Genomic DNA, 13525 nt, shown 5'->3' with positions numbered 1-13525 from the left:
CCAGCAGCACTCGATTTTCGGTCGTGATCAGTTCTCGATCGGCTCCGTCGGCTCCATGCTGGGCGCCGGCGTCGAGATCGGCGTGACATGGGGGTGTGGCGCCAAGGTGTTTTCCGGGCAGCTATCCCCGATCTTCGTCCACGAGGTGTTGTTGAGCACCATGTCGCAGCGGGCCAGATGGCTCCGGTCGGCAACCGTCAGGCAGGCGATCTGACCGATCTGGTAGGATTTTCCATTGGCAAGGCATTCCTGGTCGGCATATGCCGCACCGGGAGCGGCCACGGCAAATGCCAGGCCGATCAAACCAAGATGAAATCGTGTGCTCATGGAACCCCAGCCGCCATGCTGGCCCGCAATGAACGGCGCGAAATGTGGCGATATGAGGTCCAGCGCCTGCGTGCCCGGCGAGGGTTCTCTCAGGCCGGCTGAAGCGCGAGATTGATCGCCACCGGGACGTGATCGGACGGTTTTTCCCAGGCGCGCACGTGCTTTTCGATCGACGCGGAAGAAAACCGGTTGGCGGCTTCCGGCGACAAAAGCAGGTGGTCGATGCGGATGCCGTTGTTCTTCTGCCAGGCGCCGGCCTGATAGTCCCAGAACGTGTAGGTGTCGCGCGCGTCGGTGACCGCGCGCACCGCCTCGGTGAAACCAAGGTTGAGCAGCCGGCGGAAGGCTTGTCGCGTCTGCGGCTGGAACAGCGCGTCGCCCAGCCAGTTCTCCGGAAACCGCGCGTCGATCCGCTCGGGAATCACGTTGTAGTCGCCGGCGAGCACCAGAGCCTCCTCCAGCCTCAGCCGCTCTTCGGCCCAGCGCTCCAGCCGCGCCATCCACGACAGCTTGTAGGGAAACTTCTTCTCGTCATCGATCGGATTGCCGTTCGGCAGATAGAGCGAGGCGACGCGCAAGGCGCCCTTGTCGGTCGAGAAAACCCCTTCGATGAAACGCGCCTGTTCATCGGCATCGTCGCCGGGCAGGCCCCGGATGACTTCGTCGAAACGCAGTTTCGACAACAGGGCGACGCCGTTGAAACCCTTTTGACCATGGGTTTCGACATTGTAGCCAAGCGCCTCGATCTCGGCGCGCGGGAATTGCTCGTCGACGGTCTTGATCTCCTGCAGGCAGACGATGTCGGGAGCGCTCTCGGTCAGCCAATGGGTGAGGTTGCCAATGCGGGCGCGGACACCGTTGATGTTCCAGGTGACGATTTTCATGGCGGTCTCGATGCTGTTCAGTTGGATTCTTGCGGCGGATGGCGTTCGACGAGGCCAATCGTATTGCCAGCCGGGTCCTTTAGGAAGGCCATCCATTCGCTTTCCCCCGCCGGACCGAACTGGCCCTCTGTGTCGCGATGGACAAGTGTTGGCGGCGCGGTGAAGGGCACGCCGGCCGCGACCGCAGAGGCATGGAAGTCATCGAGGCCCGATATGTCGAGATAGACGGTTCCGGCCGGTATGCCGTCGGTGAACAGCAGCCTGATATCGCCGGCCATGATGAAGGCGATGCCTGGCGGGTCAAAGCGCGCATGAACCGCCATGCCGAGCACGTCGCGCCAGAAAGCCAGCGTGGCGTCGAGATCACGGCCGGCCGACAGCGCGATCTGACGGACCGCACCGATGGCAGGCATTCTATATGGAGAAACTCGTGCCGCAGCCGCAGGAGGCGACGGCGTTCGGGTTGCGGATCTGGAACGACTGGCCCATCAGATCGTCGACGAAATCGATCACAGAGCCGCCCATATAGACCAGCGACAGGTCGTCGATCAGCACGGTGGCGCCGTCCTTCTCGATGGCGACGTCATCGTCATTGCGCGTATCGACCAGATCGAACTTATAGGAGAAGCCCGAGCAGCCGCCGCCTTCGACCGACACGCGCAGCGCCGTCTTGCCGGCCTCGTTCGAGACAATCCTGGCGATCCGCTTGGCGGCGGCCTCGGTCATGTCGACTTTCATGGCAGTCTTGGCATCAGCGCCCATGGGCGTCACCTTGCTTTCGGTTTCACATGATAGGTATGAAGCGCGAGGGGCCAAGTCAACCTGGCTAAGTCAAACGCGGCAGCATCAGCCATGACCAACGAGTTGGGCGACATCGGATTCGGCTATCGGCCACGCGCCGCCTATGCCTGTGATCCGGCAAAGTCGCGCGGACGGCTGTTCGACGAGGTGGAAAGCCCGACCCGCACGCCGTTCCAGCGTGACCGTGACCGCATCATCCATTCGACGGCCTTCCGGCGGCTCAAGCACAAGACGCAGGTCTTCATCGCGCATGAAGGCGACCACTATCGCACCCGGCTGACCCATTCGATCGAAGTGGCACAGATCGCGCGCGCCCTGGCACGGGCGCTGCGCGGTGACGAGGATCTCGCTGAGGCGGTGGCCCTGGTGCATGATTTCGGCCACACGCCCTTCGGTCATACCGGCGAGGATGCGCTGAACGAGAAGATGGCCGCCTGGGGCGGCTTCGACCATAACGCGCAATCGCTGCGCATCGTGACAAGGCTGGAGGCGCGCTACGCCGAATTCGACGGGCTCAACCTGACCTGGGAAACGCTGGAAGGCCTGGTCAAGCACAATGGGCCGCTGACGGACGCCAACGGCAAGGGTCTGAAAGGGCCGGTGCCGCAGGCGATCCGTGATTACTCTGAACTGCACGATCTCGAACTCGACCGGTTCGCCGGCATCGAGGCGCAATGCGCGGCGATCGCCGACGATATAGCCTACAACACGCATGACATCGATGACGGTTTGAGGGCAGGGCTACTGACACTGGACATGCTGGAGACGGTTTCGCTGCCGGGAACGATCCTGAAAGGCGTTCGCTCACGCTATCCCTCCCTCGATGATGTGCGCACCGGCCACGAGCTGATGCGGCGGCAGATAACCGCCATGGTCGAGGACGTGATCAAGTCGACGACCGCCAATCTCGATCGCATCAGGCCGCGGAGCGCCGATGCAGTGAGGGCAGCTGGCGAGACGATGGTGGTTTTCTCGGCCGAAATGGCTGCCTTGGAGAAAGAACTGAAGGCCTTCCTGTACAAGCACCTCTACCGGCACGCGGAGGTTATGCGGGTGCGCGCGGACGCCGAGCAGATCGTCAAAAATCTGTTTGACGCCTATTTCGCCGATCCGCGCGCCATGCCGGACGGCTGGCGCGAGGGGCTGGATCGGGCCGACGACCGCATCAAGGCGCGCAGCGTCGCCGACTTCCTGGCGGGTATGACCGACACCTACGCACTCAAGGAACACAGGCGTTTGTTTGACCATACGCCTGAATTGGGCTAGGGCGGGCTCGATTTTGCCGGCCACCGAGCCGGATTCGCTGCAAAGCCGCCAGAGCCAGACCCCAGAGTCACACAAATGAACATCTTCGCCGATTTCACCGCGCGAATCATAAAAGCCGTCGAAGCGCTTGATCTGAAAGATAAAGATGGCGTTTCGCCTGACCTGTCGCGCATTGCCGTCGAGCCGCCGCGCGACGCCAGCCACGGCGACCTGGCGACCAATGCGGCGATGGTGCTGGCCAAGCCGACCGGCCAGAACCCGCGCGCGCTGGCCGAAAGACTGGCGCAGGCGCTGCGTGACGACAAGGATGTCGCGGCGACGGAAGTGGCAGGGCCCGGTTTCGTCAATCTCAGGCTCAAGGACGGCTTCTGGCAGACACATCTGACCGCACTGCTCGGCGAGGGCCGCAACTATGGCCGCTCGACGGTTGGCGGCGGCAGGAAGACCAATGTCGAATATGTCTCGGCCAATCCGACCGGGCCGATGCATGTCGGCCATTGCCGGGGTGCTGTCGTCGGCGACGCGCTTGCCAATCTGATGGCCTTCGCCGGCTACGACGTGACCAAGGAATATGTCATCAACGACGCAGGCTCGCAGATCGACGTGCTCGGCCGTTCCGCATTCCTGCGCTACCGCGAAGCGCTGGGCGACGATATCGGCGAAATACCTGCCGGTCTCTATCCGGGCGATTACCTGGTGCCAGTCGGTCAGGCGCTGGTCACGGAATTCGGCCGCTCGCTTCTGCAGATGCCGGATGACGAGGCGCTCGCCATCGTCAAGGATCGCACCATCGATGCGATGATGGCGATGATCCGCGAGGACCTGGCGATGCTCAACGTGCATCACGACGTGTTCTTCTCCGAGCGCACGCTGCATGCCGACAATGCCAGGAAGATCCGCTCGGCGATCAACGATTTGACGCTGAAGGGCCATATCTACAAGGGCAAGCTGCCGCCGCCCAAGGGCGAGAAACCCGACGATTGGGAGGACCGCGAGCAGACGCTGTTCCGCTCGACCGCGGTCGGCGACGACATGGACCGGGCGCTGGTCAAGTCCGATGGCTCGTTCACCTATTTCGCCGCCGACGTCGCCTATCTCAAGGACAAGGTCGATCGCGGCTTCGTCGACCTGATCTATGTGCTCGGCGCCGACCATGGCGGCTACGTAAAGCGGCTGGAGGCCTTGGCGCGGGCGATTGCCGGCGACGAGGTGAAGCTCACTGTCCTGCTGTGCAATCTGGTCAAGCTGTTTCGCGAGGGCGAACCGGTGCGCATGTCGAAGCGGTCGGGCGATTTCGTGACGCTGCGCGAAGTGGTGGAGGAGGTCGGCCGCGACGCGATCCGCTTCATGATGCTCTACCGCAAGAACGATGCGCCGCTGGATTTCGATTTCGCCAAGGTGACCGAGCAGTCCAAGGACAATCCGGTATTCTATGTCCAGTACGCCTCGGCGCGCTGTCATTCGGTGTTCCGGCAGGCGAGCGAGCAACTGGGCGAAGCCAATTTCGACCGCAACAGCCTGGCGTCGGCCGCGGCATTGCTGACCGATGAGGGCGAGATCGGTCTGATCCGCAAGCTCGCCGAATACCCGCGGCTGATCGAGTCCGCCGCCCTTGCGCTCGAGCCGCATCGGCTGGCATTTTACCTCTATGATCTGGCTTCCAGCTTCCACGGACACTGGAACCGTGGCACGGATAATCCGGACTTACGTTTTGTTAAGGTTAACGACCGACAATTGACGCATGCCAGACTAGGGCTGGTGCAGGCTGTTTCGGACGTTTTGACGTCCGGCCTGACGTTGATCGGGGCCGCCGCGCCCACCGAAATGCGTTAGGTTTGACTAAATAACCTGTCACCTTTTGCCCACATTGCGCTGGTAAGGGCCAACCCTACGCGACGTCCATGGCGTCCGAATGAGTGCGAGTTCGGGAACAATAATGGCAGACAGAACCCAGCTGAGAGTAGCCGACAACAACGACATCGCTGACGATGATCCGTTCGCGGAACTGACCAGGATCATGGGATTCGACCCGCGCCAGCCGGTCAGGCCGCAATCGCCCGCCCAGCCGCAGGCCCCAGCCGCCGATCGCGGGCTCGAAGAGGGCGATTTCGATATCGATCTCGAGAAAGAAATGATGGGCGAGTTCGGCGCTGACGACAGCGACGCCGCTCCGGTTGTCCAGGCTCATGAGCCGACCTTCGTGCATGAGCCGGCATTCCAAGCGGCTGACGCCAGCGCGATGGACGACGAGCTTTCGGTGTCGCTCGACGACGATTTCCAACTGGACATGGCTGAGATCGACGGCCACGTCGCCGGCACCAGCCATGCGGTCGCAGCTGAAGCCGCGCCGTCCGTCGAGCCGGCTTTCGCGTCTGATTTTGACGATGCCGTCGCCGGTTCGCTTGAGGACGTCTCCCCCTTCGAGGACGATCAGTCGATGGCGGACGAGCTTGCCACTTCGCTCGACCAGGACCTCCGGATCGATGAGGAAGCCGAAGAGGCCCAGTACTCCGTTGCCGACACGCCCGCTTCTGTCGAGCCAGTTGCCTCCGATGACGCATTCGACGATGCGGTGGCAGTCTCGCTTGAAGACGAGCTGGTGCTCGACGACCATTCGGCGGCCGAACAGTCGTTCGTGGTCGCCGAGCCCGTCGAGTATCCCATGCCGGAGCAAGCGGCGGCGCGTGACGGCCATGCAATCTCCGATGAAAGCTTTGCCGGCCATTTCGACGACGCCATGGCTGATGTCGACATGGATTTCGACGTTCGCGCGGATGAGCCGGATGCCTTCGACGAGCCGCCAACGCATGATGCGTTTGCCGATGTCGCTGACGCGAAGGGCGAGCTTCCCAGCCCTGAGGGCGTGCCGGACGATGCTTTTGACCTGAATTTGGACGACGCGTTTGCCGAAACGGTGGAAGAGCCGGTCACAGAGGTTGCCGCCGTTGCCGCCCAGCCGGCGGCGCCGGAAGCCTACATCGCAGCCGCGGCGCATGCCTCGACCACGGACGAGCGGAGCCTGGAAGACGAGTTGAATGCGCTGCTGGGTGCCATGACGGCGCGCACAGTGCCGGTGGCCAGTGAGCCCGTCACGGCTCAGCCGGCTGTCGCCGCCCTGCCGCCTGTTGCCGAGACCACCGAGGAGCCGGCCGACCTTGTCGGCGACCTCGACTGGGATCTTGACGAACCCGCGCCTGAGCAGGACCGGCATGTTGACACGGCCCAAGCGGCCGATGCGGATATTGACGACCTTATGCTTGATGAACTCCAGGATACGACCTGGAACACGGTTGGCGATGTCGATTTCGACGATGATGCGTTCGACGCGGCTTTGCCCAAGGATCTTGATCCGCGTGACGAAGCCATTGACCGGGGCAATTCGGCGGATACTCTCGATTGGCTTGCGGAGCGTTCCCAACCGGCAGAGCCGACGCGTTCGTGGAGCCGCGTGACGCCGGTTCCGCAGCAGCCGTCATTCAGCGCTCAGCCTGCGTTTGGTGCTCAGCCGGCCGCTTCGGTGGCATCCGTGGCCGCCGCGCCGGCAGTCGCCCCCATGACGTCCTACCGTTCGTCCGAGCCGGTCGAGGCCGTGGCTCCCGCTGCCCCGGTGTCGGCGCCGCAATCGCGCCAGCCGGCGCATTACGAAGACATGCCCGACGTCGAAACGGTCGATGTACCCGAGCGTGTCGTCGCGCTGGCGGACGATCTCGATATTCCCGAACTGCACTTCGAGGAAGACCAACCAGCGTCGCCTGGCTACGACGATCTCGATGCGGAGTTCTCCAGCCTCCTCTCCGAGATGAACGCGGTGGAGGTCGCTGCCGCTCCCACAGGCAATTTGGCCGGCGCGTCTTACGATGATGACTCCTATGCCGCGGGCTTCAAGCCGGGCTATGACAGCCTCAAGCCGGGCTATGACAGCTTCAAGCCGGCATATGACGGGGTCAAGCCGGGCTATGATGGGATCAAGCCGGGCTATGATGGGATCAAGCCGGGCTATGAGCCGGAAGCGCGGACCTATGCCGCGCGGCCGATGGACATGTCCGCCCGCGCGGCGGCACCCACGGGTTATGCCGACGCCTCCGGCTTCGACCTCGACAGTCTGCCAGGGAGCCAGCCGGTTTCGCAAGCCGATGATTTCACCGTCGATGAACTCGACTACGATCCCGAACTCGACGAGGCTATGGCTGTTCCGGGGCTCGGCGAGCGTGAGGCCGCGAGGCCGTCGCGCGGACGCGGCCTGTTCATCGCCGCGATTGTCGGCGCGGTCGCCGTCGCGGGCGGTCTCGGCGCCTTTGCGCTGTCCTTTGGCGGCAAGGGCGGCAGCGAAGCGCCTGTCATCGTCAAGGCCGACAACGCGCCGATCAAGGTCAAGCCGGAGAATCCGGGCGGCGCCGTGGTGCCCAACCAAGACAACAAGGTTTACGACGCGGTCAGGGGCGCCAAGCCAGCCGAGCCGGTCCAGGAAAAGCTGGTCACCAACGTCGAAGAGCCGGTGGACGTGCAGGCGAAGGACCCGGCCCGCGCCATCGATCTTTCGCCGGACCAGAATGCAGCCGCCGCTGGAACCGATGCCGGCAATGCCGCCCCGACGGCCGGCGCCGCTTCGGCCGACAACGCTTCTGCCGATAACACGGCGCCCGCGCCCAAGTCCGAGGATCGCATCGCGCAGGTGCTGCAGGACGCCGACAAGGGCACCAATGCCGATGTCGTCGCCGTTGCGCCGCGCAAGGTGAGGACCATGGTGGTCAAGTCGGACGGTTCGCTGGTGCCGCGTGAAGATCCGGCAGCGCCCGCCGCGCCGCTAGTGGCCGCTACCGAGCCGGTCGATCCGGCGCCGCAGCATGTCGCCCCGGCGGCGCAAGCCGATGCGGACCAGACCGGCACCGTGGCGCCTGCCGCCGCCCAGGCGGACGACGAGCCGGCCCTCAAGCCGGTCGCCAAGCCGAAAGCCGAGGCCCAATCGGCGAACACGCCGGCAAAGGTTCCGCTCGCGCCGCAGCGTCCGTCCGACCAGCCGGTCGATGTTGTCGGCGAGGTCAAGCCCGATCAGGTTGCGTCCATAGATCCGGCATCGACCGCGGCCGGCGGTGGCTCGTGGTCGATGCAGATCGCCTCGCAGCCGACCGTCGAAAGCGCCCAGTCCAGCTATCAGGATCTGCAGCGCCGCTATGGCAGCGTGCTTGCCGGGCGTACCGCCAACATCGTCAAGGCCGAGATCGCTGGCAAAGGCACGTTCTACCGCGTGCGCGTTCCGGCCCAGTCACGCAATGACGCGATCAATTTGTGCACCAGCTACAAGGCCGCCGGCGGCAACTGCTTCGTCTCGCGCTAAAGCCGGTGCCAACCATCAAAAGCCGGCGCGGTCCACCGCGCCGGCTTTTTTCATGGGGAAAGCAGATCCGGCATTGTCCCGGATGAATCCCTGGCGATTCCCTTTGATCGCGCAAAGCCCTAAACTGCCGACATGACCGAATCAAAATCCATGATCCTCGGCTGTGCCGGGAAATCGCTTACCCGCGAAGAAATCAATTTCTATCGCAATGAATGCCCGTGGGCCTTCATCCTGTTTGCGCGCAACATTGGCGAGACTGAACAGATCCGCGATCTGGTCGCCGAGATGCGGGACTGCATAGGGCGTCCGGACGCGCTGGTGTTCATCGATCAGGAAGGCGGCCGTGTGCAGCGCTTGCGACCGCCGCTGGCACCGAACTATCCCGCCGGCGGCGCGCTCGGCGCGCTGTGGCGCGACGATCATGATGCCGGCGCCCGAGCGGCCTGGCTGATGGCGCGGCTGCATGCCTTCGACCTGCTGCGCTACGGCATCACAGCCGATTGCCTGCCGGTGCTCGATGTGCCGATCGAAGGCGCCAGCGATGTCATCGGCGCGCGGGCCTATGGCAAGGATCCGCGACCGGTGATCGAGCTCGGCCGCGCAGCCGCGGAAGGGCTGATGTCGGGCGGCGTGCTGCCGGTCATGAAGCATATTCCGGGTCATGGACGTGCCTTTGCCGACACGCATTTCGAACTGCCGGTGGTCAATGCCTCGCTCAGCGATCTGCAGCGGCATGATTTCGCCCCGTTCAAGGAGCTTAGCCATCTGCCGATGGCGATGACAGCCCATGTCGTCTACAGCGCGATCGACCCCAACAATCCGGCGACCACCTCCGGCAAGGTCATCGACGAGATCATCCGGCGCGAAATCGGCTTCGACGGACTGCTGATGAGCGACGACACCTCGATGAAGGCACTTTCTGGGGATTTCCCGACAAAGGCGGCCTCGATCCTTGCAGCGGGCTGCGATCTGGTCCTTCACTGCAATGGCGTTTTTGAGGAGATGGCCGGCATCGCATCGCGGACCACGGGGCTTGAGGGCACGTCGCTGGAGCGCGCAAAGCGGGCGCTGACCTATATAAAGAACCGTGACACGGTTGAAGAAACCGAAATACGTGCCGAATTCGCCACCTACTTCGATGCGGTGGCATAGCAAAGGGAAAGCGACAGGCAGTGGCGGAAACATTGGAAAGCAAGGCCGCGAAGGCCGCACCGATGGACCGTCTGTGGGCCGAGAATGACGATTCACGCGTTACCGGGGACCCGTCGCTGGTTGTCGACGTGGCCGGCTTCGAAGGTCCGCTTGATCTTCTGCTGCATCTGGCCCGCACCCAGAAGGTCGATCTGGCGCGCATTTCGATCCTGGCGCTGGTCGAGCAATATCTGACCTTTGTCGAGACGGCGAGGGCGCTCAGGCTGGAGCTTGCCGCCGACTATCTGGTGATGGCGGCGTGGCTGGCCTTCCTCAAGTCCAAGCTCCTGATCCCCAAGCAGCCCGGCGACGAGGGCGAAAGCGGTGAGGAACTGGCGGCGGTGCTGCAGTTCCGCCTGAAGCGGCTGGAAGCCATGCGCGACGCCTCGGCGCGCCTGGTCAACCGCAACCGGCTCGGCCGCGACGTGTTCGCGCGCGGTATGCCGGAAATGGTCATCGTCGAAAAGCGCAACGCCTATTCGGCCTCGCTCTACGATCTCTTGACCGCCTATGCCCAGCAGCGGCAGAAGCAGGCGATCAACAATGTGACGATCGCCAGGCGCGGTGTCTGGTCGCTCAAGGACGCGCGCGACATCCTGACCCGCCTGGTCGGGGCCGTGAGCGACTGGACGACGATGGAAAGTTTTCTCATCGCGTACATGACCAGCCCCGAGGAGCGGCGCACGGCGATCGCCAGTTCCTTCGCGGCAACACTGGAACTGGTGCGCGACGGCACGATGGAGGTGCGGCAGGACGAAGTGTTCGCGCCGATCTACCTGCGCGGCCGCACGCAGGCAATCAAGGCAGTCGAGGTGGCATCATGAGCGAACGCGCCAACGCTTCGGTTGTCCCGTTCAAGGTCGGCGATGAACCCGAAGAGGAGTCGCTTTCCCAGGATCCGGCCGAGCAGCAGCTACAGAACCCGGCCGAACGGCTGCATCTGGCCGAGGCCGTGCGCATGGCCGAGGCGATCGTGTTCGCCAGCGCTGAACCCGTCAGCGAAAAGCAGCTTGCGGCCCGCCTCCCTGACGGCATCAACATTGCCCTGGCCATGGCCGAGCTGCAGCAGATCTATGCGCGGCGCGGCGTCAATCTGGTGCGTGTCGGCGACGCCTGGGCGTTCCGCACGGCCGGCGACCTGGCCTTCCTGATGAGCCGCGATACCGTCCAGCAAAGGAAGCTCTCCCGCGCGGCTCTCGAAGTGCTGGCGATCATTGCCTATCACCAGCCGGTGACGCGTGCCGAGATCGAGGACATCCGCGGCGTCGAAACCTCGAAAGGCACGCTCGACACGCTGCTGGAAACGGAATGGGTGCGCATGCGCGGCCGGCGAAAGACGCCCGGACGCCCAGTGACCTACGGCACGACGGAGACCTTCCTCGACCATTTCGCGCTGGAAGAGATCCGCGATCTTCCTGGCATGGAGGAACTGAAGGGGGCTGGACTGCTTTCGGGCCGCATGCCGTCGAATTTCTCCATTCCGCAGCCGCCGGCCGATCCCGACGCGTTGACCGACGACGAGGATGCGCTGACCGACATCGATCTCGAGGAACTCGGCCTGCTGACGCCGCGCGTCACGGAAGATTGACTGGCATTGGCGGCGAACTTGATGAGGATGCGCGGATTCGTAGCGGGCGTTCCCGTCGAAAATGCGTGACATCCGTCACCCTTTCATAAACTCTGTCGCAGTTGTGTTTGAATCCCAACGCGAAAACGCATAGATCATCGCCAGGGAAAACATTCGAGAGAGATTTGCTATGGGTTCATTTTCGATTTGGCATTGGCTGATCGTGCTGGTGATCGTGCTTTTGGTGTTCGGCCGCGGCAAGATTCCCGAGCTGATGGGCGATATGGCCAAGGGCATCAAGAGCTTCAAGAAGGGCATGGCCGACGACGAGGTTGCCGAAGACAAGCGCACCGTCGAACACCGTGCCGACGAGACCGTTGCGGCCGCGAAGGAAAAAGCCAGCAAGAGCTGAGCCCAAGGTTCTAGTCGGAACAGAGTGCCATGTTTGAAGTCGGCTGGACCGAAATGCTGGTCATCGCGATCGTCATGATCGTGGTCGTCGGACCCAAGGATTTGCCCAATATGCTGCGTACCTTCGGCCGCACGACGGCGAAGCTGCGCGCCATGGCGTCCGATTTCCAGAAACAGTTCAACGAGGCGCTGAAGGAAGCCGAGCTCGACGACGTCAAGAAGTCAGTCGACGAGCTCAGGGGTCTCAGCCCGATGGCCGAGATCAGGAAGCAGCTCAATCCATTCGAACAGGCCGCGGCCGACGTTCGCTCCGGCGTCGATGCGGCGATGAAGCCGAAGCCGGCAGCCGATCCGGCAAGCTCTGTCGCTTCGACCCCGCAGGCGGCCGAGCCGTTGAAGAACGGTGCAACGACCATGCCTGGCGTCAACGGGCCGGAAGCAGCGCCAGCAGCGCCGGTTTTCCCGGCCATGACGGATGAGTCGGTGGTGACCGCGTCGGTGCCGGCGGAACCCGTTGCGGCACCGAAGGCGTCCGCGGCGAAGAAACTAACCAAGCCTGCACCGGCAAAAGCGACGCCGGCTGCAAAAGCTTCGGCAAATGGTGCAAAGGTTGCCGCGAAGGCAGCGTCTGCGTCCAAGACGCCGCCGAAGGCCGTGACGACGGCACAGCCTGAAACGCTCAGGGCCAAGACGCCCGCTGCGGCCAAGGCTATCGCGGCCAAGACTGTAGCGACCAAGACGGGGGCGAAAGCCGAACCGAAGCTTGCAGCGGTGAAGAAGCCGGTGGCCAAGAAGACGGCTGGAGCCGCCAAGTGAGCGTTTCGGACACCGAAAAGGACGAGATCGAGAAATCGTCGGCGCCGCTGATGGAGCATCTGATCGAGCTGCGCCGGCGGCTGATCTGGTCGCTGGGCGGCTTCTTCGTTGCCTTCCTGGTCTGTTTCTTCTTCGCCAAGAAGCTGTTCAACCTTCTGGTCGTCCCGTTCAAATGGGCGACGCAGTGGGCAGGGCTCGATCCGCACAAGGTCGAGCTGATCTACACGGCGCCGCAGGAGTTCTTCTTCACCCAGGTCAAGCTCGCCATGTTCGGCGGCATGGTGATCGCGTTTCCGCTGATCGCCACGCAGATCTACAAGTTCATCGCGCCCGGCCTCTACAAGAACGAGCGCAATGCCTTCCTGCCGTTCCTGATCGCGTCGCCGATCCTGTTCCTGATGGGCGCGTCGCTGGTCTATTTCTTCTTCACGCCGATGGTGATGTGGTTCTTCCTCGCCATGCAGCAGGCAGGCACCGACGATCAGGTGCAGATCTCGCTGCTGCCGAAGGTGTCGGAATATCTCAGCCTAATCATGACGCTGATCTTCTCCTTCGGCCTGGTGTTCCAGTTGCCGGTGGTGACCAGCCTGATGACGCGGGTCGGCATGCTGTCGTCCAAGGGGCTGGCCGAGAAGCGCAAATGGGCGATCGTCATTGCTTTCGTCGTTGCTGCCGTGCTGACGCCGCCCGATCCGATGAGCCAGATTGGCCTGGCCATTCCGACCATCCTTCTCTACGAGGTGTCCATCTGGGCTGCCCGGCTGATCGAGCGCGATCAGGAAAAGCAGCGTGTGGCGCGCGAGAAGCAGGACGCGGCGGAATAGGTGGTCGAGAAGAAGCCGGCGGACGCATCCTCCACGTAGGTGCGCCAAGGAACGCCGACGCCAGCCTCCATGTCCAGCAGCGGCGGAAAAAGACAGTCGCCGC

The 13525-nt window shown here is 63.4% G+C and carries 13 protein-coding genes; 9 read left to right on the top strand and 4 right to left on the bottom strand.

From position 1 onward, the window contains the following. Positions 1-27: 27 nt before the first annotated feature. The 4 genes from NKH52_RS31050 to erpA form a co-directional block, all read right to left on the bottom strand. Complete coding sequence (locus NKH52_RS31050; RefSeq protein ID WP_352736110.1) at positions 28-327, bottom strand: hypothetical protein; 300 nt, start codon at positions 325-327, stop codon at positions 28-30. Between the two features lie 89 nt (positions 328-416). Further along, entirely contained in the window at positions 417-1211 is a 795-nt protein-coding gene (gene xth, locus NKH52_RS31045) for an exodeoxyribonuclease III (RefSeq protein WP_352736109.1), read from the bottom strand. A 17-nt stretch (positions 1212-1228) separates the two neighbouring features. Continuing rightward, positions 1229-1624: a VOC family protein gene (locus NKH52_RS31040; RefSeq protein ID WP_128304007.1), complete on the bottom strand. Its 396-nt coding sequence runs from the start codon at positions 1622-1624 to the stop codon at positions 1229-1231. Position 1625: 1 nt separating this feature from the next. Further along, positions 1626-1973, bottom strand: a complete 348-nt coding sequence (gene erpA, locus NKH52_RS31035; protein WP_013531288.1) for an iron-sulfur cluster insertion protein ErpA — start codon at positions 1971-1973, stop codon at positions 1626-1628. 90 nt (positions 1974-2063) lie between these two features. Here erpA and NKH52_RS31030 point away from each other — a divergent pair, with 90 nt between their 5' ends. The 9 genes from NKH52_RS31030 to tatC all read left to right on the top strand — a co-directional run bounded on the left by NKH52_RS31030 (position 2064) and on the right by tatC (position 13422). After that, positions 2064-3278 carry a deoxyguanosinetriphosphate triphosphohydrolase gene (locus NKH52_RS31030; RefSeq protein ID WP_127291532.1) on the top strand — a complete coding sequence of 405 codons (1215 nt, stop codon included), beginning with the start codon at positions 2064-2066 and terminating at the stop codon, positions 3276-3278. Between the two features lie 75 nt (positions 3279-3353). After that, on the top strand, positions 3354-5111 hold the full coding sequence (gene argS / locus NKH52_RS31025; protein WP_352736108.1) for an arginine--tRNA ligase: 1758 nt from the start codon (positions 3354-3356) through the stop codon (positions 5109-5111). Between the two features lie 103 nt (positions 5112-5214). After that, positions 5215-8613 (top strand): SPOR domain-containing protein, encoded by a 3399-nt coding sequence (locus NKH52_RS31020; RefSeq protein WP_352736107.1) that lies wholly within the window; start codon positions 5215-5217, stop codon positions 8611-8613. Between the two features lie 132 nt (positions 8614-8745). Next, positions 8746-9765 carry a beta-N-acetylhexosaminidase gene (gene nagZ / locus NKH52_RS31015; protein ID WP_127267596.1) on the top strand — a complete coding sequence of 340 codons (1020 nt, stop codon included), beginning with the start codon at positions 8746-8748 and terminating at the stop codon, positions 9763-9765. A 62-nt stretch (positions 9766-9827) separates the two neighbouring features. After that, entirely contained in the window at positions 9828-10628 is an 801-nt protein-coding gene (locus tag NKH52_RS31010) for a segregation and condensation protein A (RefSeq protein WP_023812190.1), read from the top strand. Then, positions 10625-11392, top strand: a complete 768-nt coding sequence (gene scpB, locus NKH52_RS31005) for an SMC-Scp complex subunit ScpB (protein ID WP_023812189.1) — start codon at positions 10625-10627, stop codon at positions 11390-11392. Before NKH52_RS31010 ends, scpB begins: the two co-directional genes overlap by 4 nt. 169 nt (positions 11393-11561) lie before the next feature. Continuing rightward, complete coding sequence (locus tag NKH52_RS31000; protein WP_023812188.1) at positions 11562-11783, top strand: twin-arginine translocase TatA/TatE family subunit; 222 nt, start codon at positions 11562-11564, stop codon at positions 11781-11783. A 29-nt stretch (positions 11784-11812) separates the two neighbouring features. Continuing rightward, positions 11813-12598: a Sec-independent protein translocase protein TatB gene (gene tatB / locus NKH52_RS30995; protein ID WP_352736106.1), complete on the top strand. Its 786-nt coding sequence runs from the start codon at positions 11813-11815 to the stop codon at positions 12596-12598. Next, on the top strand, positions 12595-13422 hold the full coding sequence (gene tatC, locus NKH52_RS30990; protein WP_352736105.1) for a twin-arginine translocase subunit TatC: 828 nt from the start codon (positions 12595-12597) through the stop codon (positions 13420-13422). The genes tatB and tatC overlap by 4 nt, the downstream gene beginning before the upstream one ends. The last annotated feature ends 103 nt before the right edge of the window (positions 13423-13525 follow it).

The organism is Mesorhizobium sp. M1066, from assembly GCF_040318635.1.
In the GTDB taxonomy this organism is placed as follows: domain Bacteria; phylum Pseudomonadota; class Alphaproteobacteria; order Rhizobiales; family Rhizobiaceae; genus Mesorhizobium.
The sequence above is the reverse complement of the archived record's forward strand: the minus strand, read 5'-3'. Positions and strand labels throughout refer to the sequence as shown.

Coding starts and splice junctions, on each gene's coding strand:
- NKH52_RS31050 (WP_352736110.1), bottom strand. CDS start 327: ATGAGCACACGATTTCATCTTGGTTTGATCGGCCTGGCATTTGCCGTG.
- xth (WP_352736109.1), bottom strand. CDS start 1,211: ATGAAAATCGTCACCTGGAACATCAACGGTGTCCGCGCCCGCATTGGC.
- NKH52_RS31040 (WP_128304007.1), bottom strand. CDS start 1,624: ATGCCTGCCATCGGTGCGGTCCGTCAGATCGCGCTGTCGGCCGGCCGT.
- erpA (WP_013531288.1), bottom strand. CDS start 1,973: ATGGGCGCTGATGCCAAGACTGCCATGAAAGTCGACATGACCGAGGCC.
- NKH52_RS31030 (WP_127291532.1), top strand. CDS start 2,064: ATGACCAACGAGTTGGGCGACATCGGATTCGGCTATCGGCCACGCGCC.
- argS (WP_352736108.1), top strand. CDS start 3,354: ATGAACATCTTCGCCGATTTCACCGCGCGAATCATAAAAGCCGTCGAA.
- NKH52_RS31020 (WP_352736107.1), top strand. CDS start 5,215: ATGGCAGACAGAACCCAGCTGAGAGTAGCCGACAACAACGACATCGCT.
- nagZ (WP_127267596.1), top strand. CDS start 8,746: ATGACCGAATCAAAATCCATGATCCTCGGCTGTGCCGGGAAATCGCTT.
- NKH52_RS31010 (WP_023812190.1), top strand. CDS start 9,828: ATGGACCGTCTGTGGGCCGAGAATGACGATTCACGCGTTACCGGGGAC.
- scpB (WP_023812189.1), top strand. CDS start 10,625: ATGAGCGAACGCGCCAACGCTTCGGTTGTCCCGTTCAAGGTCGGCGAT.
- NKH52_RS31000 (WP_023812188.1), top strand. CDS start 11,562: ATGGGTTCATTTTCGATTTGGCATTGGCTGATCGTGCTGGTGATCGTG.
- tatB (WP_352736106.1), top strand. CDS start 11,813: ATGTTTGAAGTCGGCTGGACCGAAATGCTGGTCATCGCGATCGTCATG.